The organism is Peribacillus alkalitolerans, assembly GCF_010882125.1.
Taxonomy (GTDB): domain Bacteria; phylum Bacillota; class Bacilli; order Bacillales; family DSM-1321; genus Bacillus_BN; species Bacillus_BN alkalitolerans.
Genome location: NZ_JAAGVZ010000003.1, coordinates 296,535 through 321,213, shown reverse-complemented (window position 1 = coordinate 321,213; position 24,679 = coordinate 296,535). Strand labels below are relative to the sequence as shown.

Below are 24,679 nucleotides of genomic sequence, written 5' to 3'. Positions count from 1 at the left end.
GTAATAACTAAGAGACGAAGGGTTGGCCCTCATTCACACTAAAGGTTTGGTCACCTTTTTCATAGTGTGTGGGGTCAGACCCTTTCTTTCATTTAGGCTGGAAGGGTTGTGTCCCTTTTTCAAACAAGGAGGAGTAGAAATTGAAACGACTGGTAGTAATCGGCTCTGGTGTGATGGGAAGAGGAATCGCTTATGTGGCAGCGATTGGGAAATGTGATGTCACATTAGTTGATATAAAGGAAGAACAACTGGCCCACGCGAAAGATGAGATTTCGGGACTTTTTCAGAAGGCCGTAACAAGGGGGAAGCTTACAGAATCCGATTTTCATTTGGCGGAGGGACGTTTGAAATATACGACATCCATGGAAGAAGCTTTTAAAGAAGCGGATTTTATTATTGAAGCTGTGCCTGAAAAGATAGAGATCAAAAAAGCTGTCTTTGAAAAAATGGATCAGAATGCACCAAGTCATTGTTTTTTTGCAACGAATACTTCCACGATGAGTCCGACTGAAATAGGTTCTTTTACTAATCGCCCGGAACGAGTAATTGCGATGCACTTTTTTAACCCGGTCCATAAAATGCCGTTGATTGAGATTGTACGTGGTTTGGAAACAAGTGATGAGACAGTTGAGGCTGTGAAGGAACTGGCTGGTTTGATGAAAAAAGAAACCGTTGTGGTCAACGAATTCCCTGGATTTGTTACGAGCAGAATTTCAGCGCTAGTAGGGAATGAGGCATTCTATATGTTGCAAGAGGGCTTAGGGACTCCAGAAGAGATCGATAAGGCAATCCGCCTTGGCCTCAATTATCCGATGGGTCCGTTTGAGCTTGGGGATTTAGTCGGTTTAGATACAAGATTGAATAATCTCAATTACTTGCATGCTAAGCTCGGCGAAAAATATCGTCCCGCCCCACTGTTGGAGCAATATGTGAAAGCAGGCAGACTGGGACGAAAGTCAGGCCGTGGCGTTTATGATTACAGAGATAAAGGTGGTGCTAAATAAAATGAGAGAAGTAGTGATTGTAGACGCGGTCAGGACTCCGATTGGAAGGTACAATGGAGCATTACGGAATGTTCGTCCGGATGATTTGGGTGCTACGGTAATCAGAGCGCTTATCACTAGGAATCCTGAAGTAAATCCTGCAGAGATAGAAGAGGTGGTCTTTGGGAATGCCAATGGAGCAGGGGAGGACAATCGCAATGTAGCAAGGATGTCCGCCTTGTTAGCTGGATTGCCGATTGAAGTGGGCGGAACGACGCTTAACCGATTATGTGGTTCAGGTTTGGATGCAGTGAATTATGCGGCGAGATCGATCTTGGCTGGTGAAGGTGACATTTACATCGCAGGTGGAACGGAAAGTATGACGCGTGCACCCCTTGTGACGAAAAAGCCCGAGCAGGATTTTCCTAGAGGCAATATGGAGCTCGTTGATACGACGATTGGATGGCGCTTTATTAATCCGAAATTGAAAGAAATGTATGGCACAGATAGCATGCCAGAGACGGCGGAGAATGTCGCTAAGCAATTTGGAATCACACGGGAGCAGCAAGACAAATTTGCTTATGAGAGTCAAAAGAAGGCTCAAAGAGCGATTGAGGCAGGAATATTCCATGAGGAGATTGTTCCAGTCTTGTATGTGGACCGAAAAGGGAAAGAATTCTTGATTAAGGATGATGAACATCCTCGTTCTGATACGACAATTGAAAAGCTTGCTTCACTCCGACCATTGTTTCCAGGTGGAACGGTTACTGCTGGGAACGCTTCAGGAGTCAATGATGGTTCATCTGCTCTACTATTGATGTCTAAGGAAAAAGCAGATGAACTAGGTTTAAAGCCGTTAGCACGTTATGTGTCAAGTGCTATTGCGGGAGTGGAGCCTTCAATTATGGGGATAGGCCCAATTTATTCCACAAAGAAAGCCTTGGGAAGGGCGAACCTTTCCATTGAAGATATAGGGTTAGTCGAATTGAATGAAGCATTTGCTTCTCAATCATTGGCATGTATCAATGAGCTTGGGCTAACGAGTGACCGAGTGAATGTGAACGGAGGCGCAATCGCTTTCGGACATCCTCTTGGAGCAAGTGGAGCTAGGATTTTGACCACCTTACTATATGAAATGAAAAGAAGAAATGAGCGATTCGGAATGGCTACGATGTGTGTAGGCGTTGGACAAGGAATCTCTACTATTATCGAAAATATGGGGAGCGAGTAAGATGAGGTTTCTGAACTATGAAAAAAAGGATCACGTGGCTTATGTTACATTGAATCGTCCCGAAGCATTGAATTGTTTCCATTATGAAAGTTTAGTAGAGCTGGGTGAATTGGTCAGTGAAATCCATTCCGATCCTGAAGTACGTGTAGTATTAATAACTGGGAGCGGGGATAAAGCGTTCAGTGCAGGAGCGGATTTAAAGGAAAGAAAAACATTGACCCCTTCTGAGGTCAGACGGAATGTGAAAAAGATTCGAGATGTATTCCAAGGCGTGGCTTTGTTACCTCAACCCACGATTGCAGCCATTAACGGCTATGCGTTTGGAGGAGGCTTTGAATTACTACTAGCCTGTGATTTCAAAATTGCAGTTGAGGAAGCTGTGATGGGATTGACGGAAGTGAGCTGGGGCATCATACCAGGTGCTGGTGGAACCCAACGTTTGCCACGGTTAATTGGGGAAACGAAGGCGAAGGAACTGATCTTGACAGCACGCAAAATCACAGCTCATGAAGCCTATGAAATTGGGATTTTAACAAAGGTTGTCAAAAAAGATACATTGATTCCCGAATGTCTATCACTTGCAGGGGAAATCATGAAAAATGCACCTATTGCCGTTCAGCAAGCAAAGTATGCGATAGAAGCAGGTTTACAGACAGATATTTTAACAGGATTACAGATTGAGACTGAAGCCTATGAAAAAACGATTCCGACCAAGGATCGGGAAGAGGCTTTATTAGCTTTTAGTGAAAAAAGAGCACCTGTTTTTACAGGGAAATGAGATTATCGGACTCAAAAGGTTGGTCTTTTGGGTTTTTTTAGTAAAGTAGTGGGTTGTAAACAATTCTCCTATTCTATTTTAGTTATTATCCCTAGTTGTGCTCATATATTCCTAACTTAAGCGTGATAATCCCGACTTTTACATATTTAATCCCGACTTTCATGTTTATATTCCCAACTTGTCGAATTTGGGATAAATCTGTGTTTTTTAAAAATCAGAAATTCTCAAATTTGTAAGAATGATAACGAGACGATACCGCTTTAAATTGGTAAAATAAAAATACTAGATAGAATGGAAGAGGATAGGACAAGAATGAATACAAGATCAATGATATTTACTCTGTACGGAGATTATATACGCCACTATGGGAATAAGATTTGGATTGGTAGTTTGATTCGTTTGCTGAATGAGTTTGGTCATAATGACCAAGCCGTGCGTGCTGCAATTTCCCGCATGAACAAGCAAGGCTGGGTTCAAGCGGAGAAAAAAGGTAACAAAAGCTACTATTTTTTAACGGACCGCGGAGCTAAGCGTATGGAAGAAGCGGCCAATCGGATTTTTAAGCTAAATCCTGAAAAATGGGATGGAAAGTGGCGCATGCTGATGTATACCATTCCAGAAGAAATACGTAATATTCGTGATGAACTAAGGAAAGAATTAGTGTGGAGCGGCTTTGGTACGATGTCCAATAGCGTGTGGATTTCCCCGAATAAGCTTGAAAAGCAGGTCGATGATCTAATAGAGAAATATGATATTAAAGAGTATGTAGATTTCTTTATAGCCTCTTATGATGGGCCGCATGATAACAGCAGGATTATGGATAAAAGCTGGAATTTGGAAGAAATCAATCAAAAATATAAAGATTTCATTACTGAATATAGTCAGAAATACATTATCGCCAAAAGCAATATCCAAAAAGGGGCCATGACTGATGCAGAGTGCTTCGTTGAGCGAACGAAGCTAGTCCACGAATACCGGAAGTTTTTGTTCGTAGACCCTGGATTGCCTGAAGAATTGTTACCTGAACAGTGGCTGGGTGGTCATGCTGCCTCCCTATTCACAGAATACTATCGTGAATTAGCGGAACCAGCCCTTCATTTCTTTGAGTCCGTCTTCCAGGAAGGAAACGAAATGGACCATAAAGATGAAGAGTATGATGTAATGGACCATCCATTTATCCTCTAGTATTTAATAGACCGAATATGTTCGGTCTTCTTTGTATTTCTAGAACTTTACTCTCGTGTTTTTTAATATGAAAAGCCATATAATTATGTATATTCTTACCACATGGTATAGTACTAAGTAATTAATCTTTAATTTAAATCTTTAACAGCATAGGAAAGGAAGCTCTATTTTGATAGAAACATTACTTTTAAATTTCCTTTTTCTACTTATCCCAGTTTTGATATTATTAATTTTCTTTGAAAATAGAGAGACCTATTACAATAAATACTTACAAATTTTTCTTTCAAGTATTACGATGGTCCTGTGCATGGAATACCCGATCCGATTGGATGTGGGGTTTATTTATGATTTGCGGTACGTTCCATTTATTATTGTGGCATTATTTGGAGGGTATAGAGGTGTCCTCCCACTTTATTTCATTCTAAATCTAGTTCGTTTTTTGATTGGTGGGGAAGGAGTCTTCCATTCATTCCTATTCTCAACTGTTATCTTATCAGTGGTACCACTACTAAGTAAAACATTCATACGAATGAATCCAAAGACTAGAATTACATGTGCGGCTCTCGTTTCATTTTTCGTGATGCTTCTTTACCTTGTGACATTAATAAGCTTAATAGAAATTTTAAATAAAGAGTTTTGGGAATTGGCTTTCCATGCCATGACTACTCACGTCTTGGTCATGGTCATAATAATGATTTTAATAGAAAAAATAATATATAATGTAGAATCACGTAAATCGTTTGTCCATTCAGAAAGATTGAATGTGGTAAGTGAGTTATCAGCCAGCGTTTCTCACGAAATCAGAAATCCACTTACTGTTACTCATGGATTTCTACAGCTATTAAATCAATCTCATACGATTAATGAAGAGGAAAAAAGATACGTGGAATTTGCCTTACAGGAATTGAAAAGAGCAGAGGGGATTGTTAGTGATTTTCTAGAATTTGCAAAGCCTCAATGTGAGAACATGGTTTATTCAAACTTTCAGGAAGAAACAGAATATGTGAAAAATATTATGATTCCTTATGCCAACATGCATGGGGTACAGATTCAATATAGATTCGCGAATTCATTCAATACAACTTACGATAAAAATCAGATTCAACAGTGTTTGACGAATTTGTACAAAAATGGGATTGAAGCGATGAAAGAAAAGGGTGGTATTTTAAGGATTGAGGTCTCTGAGTACAAAAAAAGCATCCAGATAAAAATAAAAGATAATGGAATCGGAATGACCAAGGAAGAAATTCAGCAATTAGGCAGACCGTATTATTCTACAAAAAAAGAAGGAACGGGTCTAGGGATGCTTTTGGTATATAGCACGATTCATAAAGTAAAAGGAAGCATTGAAGTGGAAAGCGTAAAAGGAAAAGGAACAACCTTTAACATTACTATACCAGTGTAAAGAAAAACACTTAGCATTCAGGCTAAGTGTTTTTCTTGATAGAACCTACAATTGCGGCGCTTCCATCCCATACTTAGCCCATTCTTCTTTAGATGGACCGTAGAGACCTGGGACAGGCAAGCCTGCTTGTCGCATGAGAACAGTCATTTGACCACGATGATGAATTTGATGATTGATGAAAAATTGCATAATTACTCCATTGGACATGTTCTGTCCAAAAAAGTGTGTTGTATTTTGCAGGTGTTCGTTTGTCCATTGGGTTTTGATCGCATTTACAAAGGATTCGCTTGCTTGTTGGTATTTTCTTGCGATAAACTGGGCTGATTCTGGGACAGGCCAATCCTTTCCTTGACCTTCAAATTCTAAACCTGTTGGGGAAGCAATAATGTGAATAGCTGTGACAATGTGCCAGCCTATACGACCCAGCGTCCAATTTTCAGAGGTAATTGCTTGATTGAGAGAATCATCAGTTAGTGTATCTAGAACTTTCTGAGTTTGCCTTGCTTCGTATTCCCACGCCTTTAAAAAACTATCGATTGTTTGAAACATGTTATGTAAGACCTCCTAATCCATTTCTAATTCAATCCTTTTTCTATATATTTCTCAATAAAATCTTTTATGACATTGGCTTTAATGAACTTTTGTATTGCTTCCCTTTATCCACATATGTATCGATGGATAATTGGATTAATTTGATATCTTCCTCGGTAATTTCACGAACCACTTTTCCAGGTGCCCCGACTACCAAAGAACGAGGGGGGATCTTTTTTCCAGGAGGAATCAATGAATTAGCGCCAATGATACATTCCTCACCTATCACAGCTCCGTCTAGGATTGTGGATCCCATTCCAATGATGCTTCGTTTACCAATCGTGCAACCATGGAGGATTGCGTTGTGCCCTATCGTGACTTCGTCTTCAATTACAAGGGGAGAGCCTTCATATAAATGGCATGTAACATTATCTTGAATGCTGCACTTCTCACCAATCGTGATGGGGCCTTCATCCCCACGCAAGACGGCATTGAACCATACACTTGATTCCCTGCCAATCGTCACCTCACCAATCACACAGCTGCCAGGTGCAAGAAATACAGTTTCATCGACATTCGGTTGTTTATTTTGAAAAGCATATTTCATAATATCCCCACTTTCTTCATTGTCTGAATCTTGAAAATAGTATAACATTATTATAACGGAGGGGGAGTTTTGTGTGAATCAAATTACAAAATTATTAGGAATCTTATATCCAATCATTCAAGGTGGAATGGGAAATATATCGAATGCACCGTTAGCTGCTGCAGTTTCTAATGCTGGTGGATTAGGAATGATTGGAGCAGGTACGATGACTCCAGATGAAGTAGAAAATATAATTGTTGAAACGAAGAAGCTAACGAATCGACCTTTCGGAGTTAATATAGCAATCAGTGTCAATCCGCATGTAAAAGAGCTTGTCGCGCTAGTTTTAAAACATCAAATAAAGGTAGTTTCTTATTCAGCAGGGAATCCGGCACCGATGATTCCGATTTTAAAAGAGAATGGCGTCAAGATCTTGTGTGTCATTGCAACCGTTTTACATGCACAAAAAGCAGAAGCTGCAGGCGCTGATATAGTGGTGGCGGAAGGGTACGAAGCGGCTGGTATTAACTCACATTTAGAAACAACTACATTTGCACTGATCCCACAAGTTGCCAAAGGGGTATCAATTCCCGTTATCGCTGCTGGTGGGATTGGTGATGGACACGGCTTGGCTGCTGCATTGATGCTAGGGGCAAGTGGGGTACAAATGGGGACCCGATTCATTGCCACAAAAGAAGCTCCTTTTCATGAAAGCTATAAGCAAAAAATGCTTGAGTGCAACGATCACGGAACAGTCGTTGTAGGTAGGTCCGTAGGGAAAATCAGGAGACTTTTACCCACTCCATATATTGAAAAAGTGTTAGAAAAGGAAAAAGAGGGCATGGATGTACAAGAGTATGCTGAAATGACCACAGAATACTATCATGTAAACGGAGCCATCTATGGGAATATGGAGGATGGATTTGTTAACGGAGGCCAAATTGCAGGATTGATACGAAATGTTCCTTCCGTTGAGGAATTGCTGAAGAGCATGATGAAAGAAGCGAAAGATAGACTATCGGTTGTATCGGGGATGATCCAATAAAATTTTACCCCCATTTACGAAGTGGATAGATGAAATTTAGTTCATTTGCATCCGATGAGGTCAAAGCAGTAATGGAGGATGGAAGGAATTTAGGTGAATTCTACATAATCAACCAATTAAAACAAAGCTGAATATAATCAAAAAACCGCTTGGAATCAATCAAGCGGTTTCTTTCTGTAATTTACTGCTTTATTAATTCCCAATACAACATTTCATCATCCGTGCCTGTTCTTAACATCCCCACTTTTTCCAAGACTTTTATAGAAGCAACATTATTATGTAAACACTCCGCTACTACCTTATCCACCTTACCAGTTGAAAACGCATGATGAATCAGACCATTCACAGCTTCAGTTGCATAGCCCTTTTGTTGTGCAGATGGAGTAATCCCATATCCTATCTCTACTTTCCCAAGATGGTTAGGTTTACCTTTAAATCCGATGTCTCCAATTACCTCTTTAGAATCTCGAAGCAAAACTAACCAGACCCCCCATCCTAAAGTTGTAGGATCCAGTTGAACTTCTTTAAGATGCATTTCAATATGTGGTCCCAGCTCATATTGAGACCTTAGGTTTGTCGTATTATCATTTGTACAGGCTATAATTTCTAATCGTTCAGTACTAAATTTCAAGTATATCCCCCTTTTCGATATAAACTTGAAATTATTATCTCATGTTTTCAGAAAATACAGTGTAGTTTTAGACAGTTTTCTCCAATTTGCATATCCATTTATAAAAGGTTACTAAAATTAAAAGCAGAATCGGATCGAGTAAAGCTGAATGCCACATCTTCCACCACCCATAGTGAAAGTATCCCAAAGGTTCAGGTAGTAGAGTAATGAATTCATATAGTAAGAGAGCAACCGTCCAGCAAAAATAATAAAAAATTTTTTGGGAAAATGAAGAATGGAAAGGGTACCAATTCAAAAACATCATGTTGACTGGCGGCACTATAATAGATCGTGGGAAAATTTCTGCCCAATCTACTCCTTTATTAAAGTACCAATATGACCCGAATTTAAATTCGACAAACATATCAAAGCATAATTGAAATGCGATGGTAAAGGTCCAAATATGTACGACTTGATTGGCGTTCAGCCGCTTATTCGATTTAAAGGCAATAAAATTCAAAAGAATAATGGAAATGAAAAGAATTACCATAAAAATTCCTTTTTGCTTTATTATGCATTTAATATATATTCTTATTCTAGCTTTATAAGAATAAATGACTGTCATTACATCCATCTTAAAAAGAGAGGAGGCTAAGTAATGACTGAAACTGTCCTTATTTCCTTTACCTTACTTCTAGGAGTATTTTATTTTTCTTTTCCTAAACATATCTCAGGCTTAGAACAAGTTTTTATGGCTTTAGTAACCGGTTTTATTTTTTGTAGTTATATTTCTATATTCGGGGATAACCTTGAATGGTGGAAGGTTCATGATAAGCATCAAGCCACTTTCAAAATTGTAGAGATAGTTGGTAAAACATTTGTAGTATTAATGGTTTTTTCACTCTTTGCAAAACGAAAGAGGAATATAAAAAATCATATATTAAGTATTTGTCTATATGTTGGTTCAATAGTTTCAATCAATGTTTTGTGTATGGTATTTAATGCTGTAGATTACAAAGGTAAGTGGTATGCATTTTCGCCATTTTTGTATACCTGTACCTTTCTATTTCTGTCATTCTTACATAGGAAGTACCGTAATGTGTTAATTAAAGAGGGGGTGGATGACCATGAAGGCACTACCACTTCCTAAATCATTCGATGAAAACGAATGGTTTGTGATTATCTTGCTTTTAGTTATGGGTACGCTCATTATTTGGACACCTAAAAAATTTCCACCAAGCATTACTATTTTGCTTCTATTGTTTCCCACAACAAGCGCACGACTTATTGATAAATTTCTTTCTGCACCGGATAAAGATTATTATGATGTGTTTGATGGTCCAGCCTTTGAACTGTTTGATTTATTAGCTTATTCCATATATGCACCTTTTGGGTACTTTTTTATATATATTTACACTCATTTCAAATTTAAAGGAATTAAGTTGGTATTTTATATTTTGGTGTGTTCGTTCTTGGCTATAGGTTTTGAAAGGATGACTCACCACTTTCACTTATTTAAATATAAAGATTTTACATTAACTCAAGCTTATGTTTTTTATGTGGCTTCTCAAATTTCCACGATTTTGTTTTACCATGTAATCGTTATATTAAGAAATAGAAGTAGCGTACATTGATGCGCTGCTTTTTTTGTTAGAGAATTTAAGTCAACTTACCCTGTAACTTTTTTGAATGGAAGAAGTCAATTAGTATAAGGAACACAAAATAAAAATACGAGGTGCAACGATATGAACTACTTTAAAAAGGTGATAGGGTTAGTATCGACAACATTAATAGTAGCATCATTAGTCGGTTGTGGGACGGCAATTAGCAGTGATAAAGCAAATGGTAGTAGTGACCCTGCTAAGGATGATGTGGGGATTGTAAATGGAGAATTAGTCTTAAGTGTGGAAAATCCGAATGATAAAAAGGTCGGTACAAAATTTACCATTCAAAATAATAAGACGGAAGATGTAACCCTGACAATGAATAGTAGCCAATATTTTGATTACCAACTTAAAGATGAAAAAGGATCTGTCGTATATACCTATTCAGCGGATAAAATGTTCACCCTTATGGTAGAAGAAAAGGTGCTAAAACCAGGGGATACTTTAGAAATGGAATTAGCACTAGAGGAAAATCTAATCAATGTTCCATCTGGGAAATACACTCTTGAGGTATGGTCGACTGCATCTGAAGCGAAAGATTTAAAAGCAAAGGTTGATTTTCATTGGGTAGGGTCGAACCAAGGGAAATTAAATGTTCAGGAAACGGTCGTAACGTTCGTTGGACTCCAGGATTTAAACTCAATAGAAGTAGTCAATGAACAAGGGCAATCTGAAACATACAGATTAGCTGAAGTAGTTAAATCTGAATTTGATAATCTTGCTAAAGATACGAAGATTAAGATTTTTTATGTGGACCGTGATGGGCAGAAAGAAGTTCAGTCTGTGGAAATTCAATAGGTTGAATGTGAAAGGGAGTCCAATTTTGAAATGGACTCCCTTTAAAAACAACCTAAACTTCCATTATTTCTTTTTCATGCTTAAGTAACCATTCTTTTCTCCATAACCCTCCAGCGTAGCCTGTTAAGGTTCCGTTGGATCCAATGATCCGATGGCAAGGGACGACAATGCTTAATTTGTTTTTTCCGTTTGCATTTCCTACTGCTCGTAATGCTTTTACATTCCCAATTTTCTCGGAAATAACTTTATACGTACTTGTTTCACCATAGGGAATATTACAAAGCTGATCCCAAACTCGTTGTTGAAATGGAGTTCCATGAATCGTGTATTTAAAGGTAAACTCCTTCCGTTTCCCTTTAAAATATTCCTCCATTTGATTCAAGCAATCTACCATTACAGGTGGTAGATTGTTTTCTAATGGTCTTTCCTCTTCGCAAAAAAGGATGGATGAGACCCCTTGATTTGTCCCGATAATTTCTAAAATCCCTATAGGGGAATTATAATATGCTTTATATTCCTCAATCATATAGTGACCTCCATAAGTAAAAGGTAGCGTAACCTTCCCAACCCTTCCAATTGAAAGCCATTTCTTCGATTTCTTCTATGGTTGGTTTTTTGTCCAATCCTACTTGTGCCTTTATCGCATTGTGAAGCCCTACATCAGCGATTGGAAAAGCGGAGGGGTCTAATAAACATTTCATCCGTACATAATCGGCAGTCCATTTGCCTACCCCTCGTATGTTCAGTAATAATTGTTGGGCGTCAGTATGACATAACTCTTCTTTAGTTAACGTGCCTTCTGCCATCAATTTTGCTATGCCAAGGATATATTCCGCTTTTCTAGAAGTAAATTGCAGGCAGGTCAGTTCAGAAATGTCGAGCTGAGCTATTTTTTCAGGTGTAGGAAACAGCCAATACGATTCATCTTTATAAGTGAATTTTTCACCAAAGTTCTCCACGAATCTTCTTTTTAACGTGTAGGCAAAGGATAAATTGATTTGTTGACCCATGATCGCCCAGCATAATGCTTCGAATAAATCAGGAATCCCAATGATGCGTAAACCAAAATGTTTTTTGATCAAAGGAGAGAGTATCGGGTCCTTCCTTGCGACTTTATAGAACGATTGTAAATCCTGACTTAAATCCAATAATTCCCACACATATTGTGCAGCTAGGAGCCGAAACTCCTGATTCGGGATCGTTGCAGGAAATTCTATTCTTAAATAATGTTCCTCTCTGAAGACCTTTATTAGGATAGATTCATCATGAACCTTAATTAATTTATAAAAGGCATCGTCCATCAGCACGTGCAAAATCTCTTGTGATGACCGACCTAGAAATGTTAAACACTCTGAGAAACTAAATTCTGCAGGAGGTACCAATTTAATATACCATTGTTTGTCAATCACTTGCTGATCTTCTAAAAGCATAGTTACCCTCTATTCTTTAAGTTTTCTATATACACTTGGAGAACAATGTTTGTTTTTTCGAAATGCTGAATAAAAACTTGAAGGGCTTTGAAAACCAACCTCATAGCAAATCTCGAGGACAGGTAATTCCGTGTTCTTAAGAAGGTGAGCCCCTTTATCGATACGGACTTTTTCCAAATAAGTACGTGGGGTTTCTGATGTCAATTGTTTAAATAAACGCTCCAAATAATAGGAACTTACACCTACATGATGGGCAATGTCCTGTAAAACTAACTTCTGTTTATAATTTTGAACCAAAAATGACATCACTTCTTTGACTATTTCCATTTGAGGAGGATGATCCGAATTTGGCTGGCATCTTTTGCATGCTCGAAAACCAGCCCTTTCGACCTCCTCGATAGTCGAATAGAAGTCCACATTTATTTTTTTCGGTTTCCTAGATTTGCAGGAAGGTCGACAGTAAATTTTTGTTGTTTTGACAGCTGTAAAGAATAAACCATCATATGAACTGTCACAAGCCATTATTTTTTCCCACATTTCTTCAAAAGAAAGAAGTAATTCCGCCATTTTACTTCCTGCCTTTCTTTATCAAATGTCCTTAGTACCTCTATTAGAAAAGAGTAAAGGAGTAGCTGCAAAGTACAATATTGTATAGACCACTTTATCAAGCGAATGACATGATTTCGTCTTGTTTCTTGCTATTATGGTCTTAATACTGTGAACGAAAAAAGGGGCACTATTTCCCATTTTTTCTATATTGCTCATGTTGATTAATATTCTTTATAAAAGTCTCAGTTTCCTATCTATCCTCACGGTATCTTTTTGTATTCAAGTGCTACTAAAATCAAGTGCCTTTCAGAAAAGGAACCGTATGTATTTTTGTAATACAACATCAACTTTATTGCAGTAAAGCGTTTTAGTGAGAAAATTATTAGATTGAATTTTTGGAATATTCGTGTTAACATTACGTTAAATTTACGATAGTCCTCATTATAATCATATTTGCATTACACGTTACATACTCATATTAATGGCTTAGGGATTACTAGATAACCTATTTCACAGTTGGTATGAATACTATTTTTACATAATTAGGGGGATTTTTATGAAAAGGAAATTGGGTGTTGTATCATCTCTATTAATGGCAGGGGCTCTTGTTCTAAGTGGTTGTGGAAGCTCCAACACTTCATCTGGTGATAAGAAGGACAAGGTTTATACAATTGGGGTTACTCAGATTGTTGAGCATCCATCGTTGGACGCAGCATTCGAAGGGTTTAAGAAAGCTCTGGCGGAAAATGGTTTTAAAGAAGGGGACAATGTTAAATTCGATGTCCAAATAGCACAAGGAGATCCAAACAACAACGCCACTATTGCATCCAACTTTGTAAGCGATGGAGTCGATTTAATTTTTGCGAACTCCACACCTAGCGCACAAAGTGCATTGAATGCAACGAAGGATATCCCGATTGTGTTCACATCCGTGACGGATCCTGTTGGTGCTGAATTGGTTGAAGCGTTGGATAAGCCAGGTGACAACATTACAGGAACAACAGACAGCCATCCGGAAGCTATTTCTAAAACGGTTGATTTTATGGTGGACCAAGTCAAAGCTAAGAAAATCGGTGTGATTTTTAACTCTGGTGAACAAAACTCAGTAGTACAAGTAGAGGAAGTAAAAAAAGTGGCTGAAGAGGCTGGTGCTTCCATCGTTGAGGTTTCAGTATCCACTTCAGCAGAGGTTAAACAAGCTGCTGAGTCTTTAATCGACCGCGTCGATACTATTTATGTTCCTACAGATAATACAGTAGTTTCTGCATTAGAATCTGTCATTGGTGTAGCAAACGATAACAAGCTCCCATTATTTGTTGGTGAGCTAGATTCAATGAAAAAAGGTGCTGTAGCTGCAAGTGGATTTAGTTATATGGATCTTGGATACGAAACAGGATTAATGGCTGTTGAAATTTTGAAAGGTAAGAAAAAGGCTTCTGAAATTCCAGTTGCGCTTCCTCAAAGCTTAAAGCTGATGATCAATAAAGATGCAGCTGAAAAGCAAGGTCTGAAAGTGGAAGATAGCTGGTCAGAAATCGGTGAGTTTTATACAGGTGAGTAAAGGATAGAAGAGGAGGATACATCGTGCCGACTGCGATATATGTAGCGTTTGAATCAGGAATAATCTATGCCATCATGGCACTTGGGGTGTATTTATCTTTCAGGGTCTTGGATTTTCCTGACTTAACAGTGGATGGGAGCTTCGTAACTGGAGCTTCCGTCGCTGCCACATTAATCATGAATGGAGTCAATCCATTAGCCGCAACTTTGCTTGCTATGATTGCCGGATTTGTAGCAGGGTGTTTAACAGGAGTTCTTCATACGTTTGGAAAAATCAATGCATTATTATCAGGGATTTTAATGATGATTGCCTTGTATTCGATTAATTTAAGAATCATGGGTAAATCCAATGTACCATTATTGAACTCAGATACAATGTTTACAAGTATCCGAGATTTCTTTGAAAAAACGGGCTTAGATCCTTTTTTAAGTTCTGTATTGTCACCATTAGGAATTGCACCAAAAACATTTAGTATATTAATAACAATGTTCTTTGTAACCTTCGCTATCAAGTTGATTATTGACCTGTTTTTGAAAACCGAAATCGGACTAGCGATACGAGCTACAGGCGATAATAAACGGATGATTCGAAGCTTGTCCGCCAATACGAATATCCTCGTGATACTTGGCTTGGGGATTTCAAATGCACTAGTCGCTTTCTCTGGGGCCCTAGTTGCTCAATATGGTGGATTCGCTGACGTTGGAATGGGTATCGGGATGATTGTCATTGGCTTGGCATCGGTCATCATCGGTGAAGCGATTTTTGGAACTAAAACGATTGCCCGTGTAACGCTTGCCGTTATTGGAGGAGCCATCATTTATCGAATCGTTGTAGCGCTTGCTTTAAGAGTCGAATTTCTGGAAACTGGCGATATGAAGCTGATTACGGCCACCATTGTTATATGTGCACTCATCATCCCAAAATTAATGGATAGTTACCGTGAGAAAAAGCGAAAAACGCAACGATTAAAAGAAATGAACTCTCTTCCAATCGTGCCAAATGGGAAGGAGGCATAAAACATGTTGCATTTAAATGGGATTCATAAAATATTTAATGAAGGTACTCCAGATGAAAAAGTAGCCTTGGATCATATTCATTTATCCTTAAAACAGGGTGATTTTGTCACCATCATAGGAAGTAATGGTGCAGGGAAATCCACTTTAATGAACATGATTTCAGGCGTGATGCTTCCAGATATAGGATCCATAACAATCGACGATACGAATGTGACTTTGATGTCGGAGTATAAGCGTTCGAAGATGATTGGTCGGGTATTCCAAGACCCAATGGCTGGAACAGCTCCGACAATGACAATCGAAGAGAACTTGGCGATGGCCTATTCACGGAATAAAACCCGGACGTTAAGAAGAGGCGTAACCAAGAGTAGACGGGAGTATTTCAAGGAAGTACTTGAAACGCTCCATCTCGGTTTGGAAAATCGACTCAATGCAAAAGTAGGTTTGTTATCTGGTGGGGAACGTCAAGCACTGTCTCTATTGATGGCCACGTTTACGGAACCTGCTATTCTATTATTGGATGAACATACAGCCGCTCTAGATCCGTCAAGGGCAGAACTGATTACTAGACTGACCAAGGAAATAGTAGAAAAATATAATCTAACTACATTGATGGTGACCCACAATATGCAGCAAGCCATTGACCTTGGTAATAGACTAATCATGATGGATAAAGGCCAAATCATTTTGCAGGTTGATGAAGTGAAGAAGAAGCAATTGACCGTTAAACAGCTTCTACAAGAATTCCAACAAATACGAGGAACGCAGATGACGAGTGATCGTGCGTTGCTATCATAATTAATAAGAGAAGAAGGATGAGCTTTTTTTACAGCTCATCCTTCTTTTTTTCTTAGGCTGTTTTCGTAAACTTTGTTGCTATTTAACAATGGAATGGTTGATTGCAGCTCCAAGATGCTCGCTTTCCGCGGGGCGGGCGGTGAGCCTCCTCGGCGCTTTGCGCCTGTGGGGTCTCACCTGTCCCGCTGCTCCCTCAGGAGTCTCGCACCTTCCGCTCCAAGCAACCTGTTTATTAACCGTTTGCTTATACATAAATGAGCCTTTTCTTAAGAGGATATAGTTATACCTTTATTATTGATTTCCAAATTAGAAGGTAATTTACTAATACAAACTCTATATTAAGTCTTCTCCTATTACGTCTATCAATATCTCAATTTACTTGGAAAAAATAATAGAAAAACCTCGAAAATAGATAGTTTGTCTAACACACTACCAACTCATCTTACATATCTTATTTAGAAATCTATTGATTTACAAAAAATTTACAAAAGGAGAGGCTAAGCATGAAACTAGAGAAAGAACTGTTGGACAAGCTTGATCAAATCCGTGTATGGCGCATATCTGGCAGTGTTGAAGTCGACAATCAATCCAGATTTAGACTTGTAGGGAAAGGACACCAGGGAGCAGTTTTTCAAATTGACAACCAACGATGTGTCAAAATTTACAGCAATGACAAGGATTATCAGGATGAACTTCATGCATTGCAATTAGGGCAAAAAGTAGGCATCTGTCCAAATCTATATTTTTGGGGAGATCGATTTATTGTTATGGAATATTTTAACGCGCCTTCTTTATATGAATATTTACAGCAAACCCCCCTTACAAAAGAATTAAGCAAAAAAATCATAGATTTATTAGATTCTTTCAAAGTTGCAGGATATAACAGATTCGACCATCCCGGCCGACACATTTTCGTACTACCTGGTGAAACATTAAAAATCATTGATGTGGTAAGTATCATTAAAGAAAAACCAGTTTATTTAGTAGACAAACTACTTAGGGATATGGGGAAGTATGCTGAGGATTTCCTTAAATTTTCAAAGGAATTAAGTCCAGATTGGTACAACATCTGGGTGAACCACCCGGATTTTGGAGCAGTGATGGAAAGAGTAAGACAAGAAGTTTAATGCTTGTTTATAGTTTTTCCTTCTAATTTTCCTATCTACTAGATAGGGTCTAAATCACTATTAATAGAAAGGCAGGTTATTAAAATGAATATGGGATCTAATATAGATCAACAAGTAATTATTTCTGAAATTAGTAAAATCAAGGTCACAAAACGTGAATCAAAAGATGTGATGGTGGACAATCCTACAGATTTACCTTTAATTAGTTTAGACAAAAAAGGAGCTACCTTTAAAATTGATGATCATCGTTGTGTACGATATTACAAAGAAATTGGGGAGGCGGAGGAAGAGGTTCTAGCTTATCAATTAGGGGATAAGTTAGGGCTTACTCCTAAAATATACGGTTGGAGTCCAGCTTATGTAGTGATGGAACATATTCAAGCACCTACAGTTGCAGAGCATTTAACAAAACATCCTATTACCAAAGAATTAACAAACAAGCTTCTTCAATTACTTGAAGATTTTAAAGCTGTAGGTTACAAACGCATTGATCATTCTTTGGAATATATCTATATGTTACCCGATGGCAGCTTTAAGATTACAAATCTACGGCATAAATTCACTTTAGGAAATGTGTTGCCAAAGAGGTTGATTAAAGGGATGGGGACACAAGTGGATGCATTCTTAGCTTTCGTAAAAGAGATTAATCCAACCTTGTTTCAGCAATGGGAGGCACATCCTGAATTTAGTGAAGGAGTTTCAAAAGCAAAAAGACCTAAAAAGAAGGAGGGAGAGTAAAAGTGAAGGTTGCAATGATCAGTTGGGAATATCCACCTCAATTTTCGGGAGGACTGGGTATTCATTGTCAACAACTTGTACAAGCCTTGACAAAAATTGGAGTTAGCGTCGACTTTTATCTCCCTGCTCTATCAACAGAAAAATTCGATATTCCTGATGGGATGACGTTGCAAAATGTTATGACTCATCATTCGAGCAAATCGAATTCTTATCATGGAAGTGCAATTTGGGATATGGTAAAGGAATTTAAGAACCGTCTTGAAGAAACGTTTAATCCAGAGGGCATAGCTATCATTCATGCGCATGACTGGATGGGGGTTTTTGCGGCATTGCAGCTTTCTAAGAAATACAATATACCGCTCGTCTGGACCGTACATTCCACAGAATATGACCGTGCAGCAGGAAATCCAGTTCACCCTGGTATATTAGCTATTGAGCAAGAGGCTTTGATGAATGCGGACCATACCATTACTGTATCAAAACGGATGAAACAAAATCTAGTTCTTCATTACAATGCAAACCCAGATAATATTACAGTTATATATAACGGAATTAACACCACATCCTTTGAAGTTATGAGGGACCGTGATTACGAAAGAACAGATGGTCACATTTTGTTTCTGGGAAGGGTAACTGGTCAAAAAGGACCTGAGGATTTTTTAAAAGCTGCAAGAATAGTTCTTGATGAACGTCAAGATATCCGCTTTATGATTGCAGGAGATGGAGATTTGTTAAAGCGTTTGCGTCGTCTTGCTAAGAGATGGAAAATTTCCAACCGTGTTGAGTTTACAGGCGGTGTGTATGGGGATCAAATGCTTGATTGCTATAAAAACGCGTTCCTTTTTGTGTTACCGGCTGTTTCAGAACCATTCGGGATTACCGTGTTAGAAGCGATGGCTTCAGGTTTACCTACCATCATAACAACCACAACTGGGGCAGGGGAAGTTGTCGAACATGTTGAATACGTGGAGCCAGGACAACCCCACGAACTAGCAAAGTCTATCATCCAATTGCTTAATGATCCGGAGAAGAGGAAAGCACTTGGAGAAGAAGGGGCAAAGGAAGTACTTCAACTATCATGGTCGAATATTGCGAATGAAACTAAGTCCTTATATTTAAAACTAGCAGGATCTTAATAAACTTTTTACAGTTAAATAAATGTTAAAAATAAAGAGGGTGGAAATATGTCAAATAATAATAACCCTTCGCTTCCCTCAATGGAAGAAATTGCTTACGTTTACGATGATTGTTTTAGACAAGAAAATAGACAGGTACTATCAGTTATTCTTACATCTTCTACTGCTAAATTGCGAAAATGGATTTTGGAATATCAAGTAACCTATTTAAATGAAGAGGGAAAAAAGGAAGAAGAATTTTTAATTGGGAAGATCTATTCTGATCAGGAAAAAGGAATTGCAAGTTATCAAGTATTAAAATATTTATGGGCCAATGGGATGGCCAATGAACCTGCTTATACTATCATTCGACCTATCGCTTATATTGAATCTTATAGTTTTCTCCTTATGTCAAAAGCACCTGGTAAGGCACTGAATGACTATTTGGGAGAAAGCACGGAAAACATACAAATTGCTTCACGTGTTGCTAGTTGGCTAAAGCATCTACATGACATTCCTGCGACGATGCTAAGAGAAATGAAGCAGACAAGGGGCAAAGTAGATTTAACCAGATTCTATAAGGATCTTGCACTCCTTTTGCCAGAAAAGGAAAATAGATTAAAAGCTTTATATATTAGTTTGCAAGAAGAATCAGCAAAACCTTGGAATGTCCAACCAGTCATGCTACACGGTGATTTCCATTTAAAGAATTTATTTGTGGACGAAAAGCATGTGACAGCAATTGATTTCGATCACCATTTTTTCGGTGACCCAGCCTGGGATGTTGCCTATCTCTCATGCCAAGTACAGATTAGGGGAATTTTAAAAGAAGGTAATTTCTATCAATACCAACCTTTTGTAATCAGTTTTCTCGAAACATATCTAAATGATTTTCCTGAACACATGAAAGGAGAATATTATAAACGATTTTATTTGTATCGTGCGAGATCATTGTTTGAAAGTCTACACTATGAATTATGTGTACTCAACACAGGAAAGCTTGATATTGTTGATGCATTTTTGGGTGAATGTGAGCTTTCCCTGCAAGGGAGAGGTTTTAGTTGAGTAAGCCTTTCGTTCCTCTCGCCATTGTCCATCATGCTAATCAATTTTTGATTACAAATGGGTACGATAATCGGACAGATTTAGCTACCATATTAGGACCGACAGATGCTTCTAGTGGTTTGCGGGCAATTCTTGATTTACATGCTCAATATGATGTTCCCTTTCATCTACATGTTAGTGGAACTCTAATTGAAGCCTGTGCATGGTACGATCCTCTGTTTCTAAAAGAGATTGCTGATTTACGAGAGTCAGGTTTAATCGAAATTATTGGGTCTACTTACGCACAAAATATCATGACATTATTTGATCAAGAACATAATTATTATCAAATCCAAGAAGAGCTAAGGTTAATCAATAAGTGGCTTGATGTACCTCCTTCAGATATTTCAGGCTTCTGGGTCCCAGAACGTGTTTGGAATACCGAACAGTTAGTAGATATTCTTACAGATAACAAGCTTGATAATGGTGGCTATAAATATACTCTAGTAGATGATCGCTTGTTTTTACCGAAAGCTGCAAGAGACAGATTTGATAAAGAGCATACATTCAATCCAGAAATGTTTGAAGCTTATTATATCCAGGATGGGAAAGATCTAATAGGCCTGCCATTGTCCATTGACATACGGTTGAATCTCTTGTTTGATCATCCTGAAAATGAACAAAACCTTAATGTGCTTATGGATCAACTTCTTAAAGAAGTTCAAAATGGTAGGGACGTGATTGCTATTTATGGTGATGACATGGAAAAGGCAGCTGCAATTCCTCCATGGAATGGTATGGCAATCGAGCAATATCGTTGCTTTTTAAAGTGGCTTATCAAGAGGAACGATGTGAAACCGGTTTTTCTTCAGGAGTGGTTAATGTCCAGCAATATCCGTTCTCCAATTCCATTAGGTCCAGGTACGTATAAAGAATTGGAGAAAGATTTCGGAGCAGGTGAAGATTACATGGGGTGGGCCACTTCCGAAAAATGGTTACCTTATCAGGAGATGATAAATAATACCTGGTCGAAACTGCTAGACCTCTCTTCCCGCATGAAAAAAGAATCCCCATTACTTGAGTTAGCACGAAAACATCTACTAGCTTGCACGTATGAAACAGGTTGGCATGATGCCCCTAACAGTATTCACACTGACTTAAGTGTTGTAACAAAAGGAAATTCTATCATTGGTTCTCCAGCACCATGGGCATGTACACTGGCAAGTCATGCACGTGCATCACATGTATTGCTAAAAGCCGTGGAATGGGAACAAGATAACAATCCTCATCAGGGAATTTGGGCGTATGTTGAAGATATAGATGGCGATGGATATGAGGAACTCATTTTGCGAAATGAAGCCTGTGCACTCGTGATTACACCTCAATATGGAGGACGGATCGTCTACATGTTTTCTTTTTCTGACGATAAAGGTGCCCTAGTGATTGGTAATCCAACAGATGATTGGAATTGGTTATCAGAGCTAAACGATTTTATGGATATTCCCATTAACCATCCAGGAGCTTTGGCAGATGTCGGTTTTGAACACGATTCTTATAAAGTGGCATCTATAGATATTAAAGAAAGTGAACAAGTTGAAATAGTACTCGTCAACAATCAAAAGAACAGTGCTGCCTTTGGCATGATCAAGCGTTTTTCTCTCAAAAAAGGAGAAAGACAGGTTCAAGTTCGTTATGAAAATATTCCTTCTAATATACTCCCTCTATCCATTGATTTTGGATTATCTCCAGATTACCTTCGCTTGTTGAGAGAAGGACGGTCCAAAGTAGTCCCATATTCTAAGACAGAAAAACGTGGCTTTAAGAATGGAGACAACTTTACTTGGGTCCAATCTAATAGTGCTGATTCAAAATGGGATCTTTCCCGTAATCCCATATTCGGACATGGATTTTCATTGACCAAAAAGGTAACCTCACCTACAGTTTCCCTTAGTTTAGGGGTTGACTTAGCATAAAATATTTTCACATTGTAGGCTAACTAAGATAGGCAAAAAGTTCTTGGAAAAGGCTTGTAGAAACGTTTCTACAAGCCTTTTTATTATTGAAAATATTGTTTAATTAGGTTTCGAATTAAAGGACTAAGTCCTTCAATTTTGAAAAACTTCACTCCCTATGTTTCATTCCCGTCAGCTATTAGACTGCCTCCCTTTATCTCACTTGTAAGATAGGAAACTGTGACAGGATAATATTTATCTCCATTTCTTATTTTAACTTTCCTTCTATTTAAATTACGTAATTAAAAATAATCTAAAGACTTGTCTCATATCCTTTTAAAGTGAACCTTTTTATGTCATGGAAATAGTTATTAGGGGGAGGCAGTATGACATCCTTTTTTAGAGGGACCATCTTGCTAGTCGTGGCTGCATTTTTTAGCGAATGTGTAGAATTCTTTGTAAATATGATTCTTGCCAGAGAGCTAGGAGAAGAGGGGATGGGCCTATATATGTCCATTTTACCAATTATTTTCTTAGTCTTTATTTTGGCTAGCTTGGAGTTGCCGATTTCGATTTCGAAGTTCATTGCTGAAAACAAACAGCAGCTTCATTATAACTTGTTGCAACACGCTATTAAGCTAGCAAGAGTGGTCATGCTGATCATCATGGTGATAGCTACACTCGTATTTTCATTTTCTTCCGTATTGGATGAGTTTAATCCGTATGTAAAATGGTTAATCATTGGCCTGATTCCCATTGCGGCATTCTCATCTATTGCAAGGGGTTACTTCATGGGTGTGCAGCAAATGGGGAAAATCGCCTTTTCAAACTTCCTCAGGAAGGTTTTTCAGTTCGGCATGCTCTTTTTTATCTTTAATTTTTTCCAATTTAACCAAGAAAAGTCATTGCTGATTGCTTTGTGTGCATTCGTTGGTAGCGAGCTTATTGTGTTCTTATATTTGATTAGCTTATTCATCATTCATATGCAAACGATGAGAAAGGCTAAAAATACGTTGTTTATGACTGGTGATCATGCACGCCAAAAGCTACTTGCGGTTTCACTTCCGACTGTGGGAGTCCGTATTTTCCATGCAATCACTAATGCCATCCAGCCATTTTTGATTCAATCCGCCCTAATAGCTGCAGGATTTGGAGCCGTGGCGGCAACCGAACACTTTGGGATGTTAATGGGGGTAGCCATGACAATTGGATTCTTCCCAACATTTATTGCCCATTCGTTAATGGTCATGCTGATTCCGAATGTTTCCGATTCATATTCAAAGAATGACACTCGAAAACTTACCACTCTTTTACAGCACTCTATGTGGTTTACGTTGATATATGGAGTCCCTGCGGTTTTCATTATGTATGTGTTCGCGGAACCGTTAACGGCTCTTTTTTTCTCATCATCTGCAGCCGCTCTTTATCTAAAACTGCTATGGCCTTATTTCTTGTTTCACTTTTTCATCATCCCGATGCAGGCTTATTTAATCGGACTGGGTATGGTTAAAGATGCATTTTTTCACGTGGTCTGGTCCCACGTCATTTCCTTCGCAATGATGTACTTCTTAGGTTCCCAAGCATCATTAAATATGCAAGGAATTATCCTTGGTATGAACATGGGGGCGGTATTGCTCGCGCTGATGCACTATTTTACGATTTGCAATAAGCTAGGGATTTCGATTTGGTTAAGGGATACTAGAAATGAAGCTTACTAATTCCTCGATTCGAACCAATTTTTATTTTCACGTGCAACTCTAATTGAGGCGTTCAATTGAATCAAATGATTTGAATTCGGGATGGGAATGATCGATACATCTTAAATGTTTTTTTGGGTGATACCGATTTCCCTGGCTATATCCAAATTTGCAGGCAAAGTGGAGAGTCATAAAAGCACAGATACAACGATAAAAGGATAGGCTTTGGAAAAAGGCTCTTTAAAAAATTGATTTAATAATGGATAAAACCGATTGGAAAAAAGGTAATCATCTTCATTCTTTAATGGAGATGATTTTCCATGTCCAGGACTATCAAATAGAAAGATCAAGTGTGAAGCGATCTATGGAACTCCCTCCCAGTCCGTTGAAACATACTAATGTGGGTTTGGACTTTTGTAATAATGACCATTTTGATTTTCTAAAGTGATATCAAATTCTTGAATGGTCGTACCTCGTTTGGTTTGGGTGGGAAATCTTTTTATAGATGGGATATGTGCGTGCAGAGAAGTGACCTTCTATGTGATGGAATAATAAGGTGGAGTGTTTGAAATCTGGGGAAAGTGACCGATAACGTAATTTAAGTGGAGGATAAAATGAATAAATAGTGGATATCGAAGGTCAAGTGATGGATAAATTTAATGAATTCGTAAAAAGTGTAGGATAAATTTTCAAAAGTGCAGGGTAAAACCTTCGAAAGTGCAGGATATCCGGTGGTGAGTGAAGGATAAATGGGTTTAGTCGTGGATAAAATGGCGGCGCTATTAAACTTGGAATCCAGCAGGTGTGAAGAGTGAGAGTTATAAGAGGTGGAGTGT

Annotated in this window: 24 protein-coding genes; 18 read left to right on the top strand and 6 right to left on the bottom strand. The window is 38.3% G+C overall.

Going from position 1 to position 24,679, the window contains the following annotated elements; genetic code table 11:
- Window positions 1-140: 140 nt before the first annotated feature.
- The 5 genes from G3O09_RS05900 to G3O09_RS05880 all read left to right on the top strand — a co-directional run bounded on the left by G3O09_RS05900 (window position 141) and on the right by G3O09_RS05880 (window position 5,582).
- Window positions 141-1,004: a 3-hydroxyacyl-CoA dehydrogenase gene (locus tag G3O09_RS05900; RefSeq protein ID WP_163100549.1), complete on the top strand. Its 864-nt coding sequence runs from the start codon at window positions 141-143 to the stop codon at window positions 1,002-1,004.
- Between the two features lies 1 nt (window position 1,005).
- A complete protein-coding gene (locus G3O09_RS05895) occupies window positions 1,006-2,214 on the top strand; it encodes a thiolase family protein (RefSeq protein WP_163100548.1) in 1,209 nt (402 codons plus the stop codon).
- Window position 2,215: 1 nt separating this feature from the next.
- Window positions 2,216-2,992: an enoyl-CoA hydratase-related protein gene (locus G3O09_RS05890; RefSeq protein ID WP_163100547.1), complete on the top strand. Its 777-nt coding sequence runs from the start codon at window positions 2,216-2,218 to the stop codon at window positions 2,990-2,992.
- A gap of 312 nt (window positions 2,993-3,304) precedes the next feature.
- Window positions 3,305-4,177 (top strand): phenylacetic acid degradation operon negative regulatory protein PaaX, encoded by an 873-nt coding sequence (gene paaX / locus G3O09_RS05885; protein WP_163100546.1) that lies wholly within the window; start codon window positions 3,305-3,307, stop codon window positions 4,175-4,177.
- A gap of 169 nt (window positions 4,178-4,346) precedes the next feature.
- Complete coding sequence (locus tag G3O09_RS05880; RefSeq protein WP_163100545.1) at window positions 4,347-5,582, top strand: sensor histidine kinase; 1,236 nt, start codon at window positions 4,347-4,349, stop codon at window positions 5,580-5,582.
- A 45-nt stretch (window positions 5,583-5,627) separates the two neighbouring features.
- On the opposite strand, the gene G3O09_RS05875 is transcribed toward G3O09_RS05880, so the two are convergent.
- Together G3O09_RS05875 and G3O09_RS05870 are read right to left on the bottom strand one after the other, a co-directional pair.
- On the bottom strand, window positions 5,628-6,131 hold the full coding sequence (locus G3O09_RS05875; protein ID WP_163100544.1) for a DinB family protein: 504 nt from the start codon (window positions 6,129-6,131) through the stop codon (window positions 5,628-5,630).
- 67 nt (window positions 6,132-6,198) lie between these two features.
- A complete protein-coding gene (locus G3O09_RS05870) occupies window positions 6,199-6,720 on the bottom strand; it encodes a gamma carbonic anhydrase family protein (protein WP_163100543.1) in 522 nt (173 codons plus the stop codon).
- 73 nt (window positions 6,721-6,793) lie between these two features.
- On the opposite strand from G3O09_RS05870, the gene G3O09_RS05865 reads away from it, so the two are divergent.
- Window positions 6,794-7,744, top strand: coding sequence for an NAD(P)H-dependent flavin oxidoreductase (locus G3O09_RS05865; RefSeq protein ID WP_163100542.1), 951 nt, complete (start codon window positions 6,794-6,796; stop codon window positions 7,742-7,744).
- A 181-nt stretch (window positions 7,745-7,925) separates the two neighbouring features.
- Here G3O09_RS05865 and G3O09_RS05860 read toward each other — a convergent pair whose 3' ends face one another.
- Window positions 7,926-8,375: a GNAT family N-acetyltransferase gene (locus G3O09_RS05860; RefSeq protein ID WP_163100541.1), complete on the bottom strand. Its 450-nt coding sequence runs from the start codon at window positions 8,373-8,375 to the stop codon at window positions 7,926-7,928.
- Between the two features lie 637 nt (window positions 8,376-9,012).
- Here G3O09_RS05860 and G3O09_RS05855 point away from each other — a divergent pair.
- The 3 genes from G3O09_RS05855 (at window position 9,013) to G3O09_RS05845 (ending at window position 10,816) form a co-directional block, all read left to right on the top strand.
- Entirely contained in the window at window positions 9,013-9,504 is a 492-nt protein-coding gene (locus G3O09_RS05855; protein WP_163100540.1) for a hypothetical protein, read from the top strand.
- Window positions 9,476-9,988: a hypothetical protein gene (locus G3O09_RS05850; protein ID WP_163100539.1), complete on the top strand. Its 513-nt coding sequence runs from the start codon at window positions 9,476-9,478 to the stop codon at window positions 9,986-9,988. The genes G3O09_RS05855 and G3O09_RS05850 overlap by 29 nt, the downstream gene beginning before the upstream one ends.
- Window positions 9,989-10,099: 111 nt before the next feature.
- Window positions 10,100-10,816 (top strand): BsuPI-related putative proteinase inhibitor, encoded by a 717-nt coding sequence (locus G3O09_RS05845; protein ID WP_163100538.1) that lies wholly within the window; start codon window positions 10,100-10,102, stop codon window positions 10,814-10,816.
- Window positions 10,817-10,868: 52 nt separating this feature from the next.
- On the opposite strand, the gene G3O09_RS05840 is transcribed toward G3O09_RS05845, so the two are convergent.
- Genes G3O09_RS05840 through G3O09_RS05830 form a run of 3 tightly spaced genes read right to left on the bottom strand, consistent with a single transcriptional unit; the run spans window position 10,869 to window position 12,813 of the window.
- Entirely contained in the window at window positions 10,869-11,342 is a 474-nt protein-coding gene (locus G3O09_RS05840) for a methylated-DNA--[protein]-cysteine S-methyltransferase (RefSeq protein ID WP_163100537.1), read from the bottom strand.
- Complete coding sequence (locus G3O09_RS05835; RefSeq protein ID WP_163100536.1) at window positions 11,335-12,246, bottom strand: DNA-3-methyladenine glycosylase family protein; 912 nt, start codon at window positions 12,244-12,246, stop codon at window positions 11,335-11,337. The genes G3O09_RS05840 and G3O09_RS05835 overlap by 8 nt, the downstream gene beginning before the upstream one ends.
- 9 nt (window positions 12,247-12,255) lie before the next feature.
- The gene (locus tag G3O09_RS05830; protein ID WP_163100535.1) at window positions 12,256-12,813 is read right to left on the bottom strand and encodes a bifunctional transcriptional activator/DNA repair enzyme AdaA; all 558 of its coding nucleotides are present in this window, start codon (window positions 12,811-12,813) and stop codon (window positions 12,256-12,258) included.
- Window positions 12,814-13,351: 538 nt separating this feature from the next.
- On the opposite strand from G3O09_RS05830, the gene G3O09_RS05825 reads away from it, so the two are divergent.
- From G3O09_RS05825 to G3O09_RS05785, 9 genes are all read left to right on the top strand, one after another.
- Window positions 13,352-14,356, top strand: a complete 1,005-nt coding sequence (locus G3O09_RS05825; protein WP_163100534.1) for an ABC transporter substrate-binding protein — start codon at window positions 13,352-13,354, stop codon at window positions 14,354-14,356.
- Window positions 14,357-14,379: 23 nt separating this feature from the next.
- Window positions 14,380-15,372, top strand: a complete 993-nt coding sequence (locus G3O09_RS05820; protein ID WP_163100533.1) for an ABC transporter permease — start codon at window positions 14,380-14,382, stop codon at window positions 15,370-15,372.
- A gap of 3 nt (window positions 15,373-15,375) precedes the next feature.
- Window positions 15,376-16,170 carry an ABC transporter ATP-binding protein gene (locus G3O09_RS05815; protein ID WP_163100532.1) on the top strand — a complete coding sequence of 265 codons (795 nt, stop codon included), beginning with the start codon at window positions 15,376-15,378 and terminating at the stop codon, window positions 16,168-16,170.
- A 503-nt stretch (window positions 16,171-16,673) separates the two neighbouring features.
- Window positions 16,674-17,297 carry a hypothetical protein gene (locus tag G3O09_RS05810; RefSeq protein WP_163100531.1) on the top strand — a complete coding sequence of 208 codons (624 nt, stop codon included), beginning with the start codon at window positions 16,674-16,676 and terminating at the stop codon, window positions 17,295-17,297.
- An 84-nt stretch (window positions 17,298-17,381) separates the two neighbouring features.
- On the top strand, window positions 17,382-18,035 hold the full coding sequence (locus G3O09_RS05805) for a hypothetical protein (protein WP_163100530.1): 654 nt from the start codon (window positions 17,382-17,384) through the stop codon (window positions 18,033-18,035).
- A gap of 2 nt (window positions 18,036-18,037) precedes the next feature.
- On the top strand, window positions 18,038-19,171 hold the full coding sequence (locus tag G3O09_RS05800) for a glycosyltransferase family 4 protein (protein WP_163100529.1): 1,134 nt from the start codon (window positions 18,038-18,040) through the stop codon (window positions 19,169-19,171).
- A gap of 48 nt (window positions 19,172-19,219) precedes the next feature.
- Window positions 19,220-20,215 carry a phosphotransferase family protein gene (locus tag G3O09_RS05795; protein ID WP_163100528.1) on the top strand — a complete coding sequence of 332 codons (996 nt, stop codon included), beginning with the start codon at window positions 19,220-19,222 and terminating at the stop codon, window positions 20,213-20,215.
- Window positions 20,212-22,167, top strand: a complete 1,956-nt coding sequence (locus G3O09_RS05790) for a polysaccharide deacetylase family protein (protein ID WP_163100527.1) — start codon at window positions 20,212-20,214, stop codon at window positions 22,165-22,167. Before G3O09_RS05795 ends, G3O09_RS05790 begins: the two co-directional genes overlap by 4 nt.
- A 365-nt stretch (window positions 22,168-22,532) precedes the next feature.
- The gene (locus G3O09_RS05785; RefSeq protein ID WP_163100526.1) at window positions 22,533-23,864 is read left to right on the top strand and encodes a polysaccharide biosynthesis protein; all 1,332 of its coding nucleotides are present in this window, start codon (window positions 22,533-22,535) and stop codon (window positions 23,862-23,864) included.
- The last annotated feature ends 815 nt before the right edge of the window (window positions 23,865-24,679 follow it).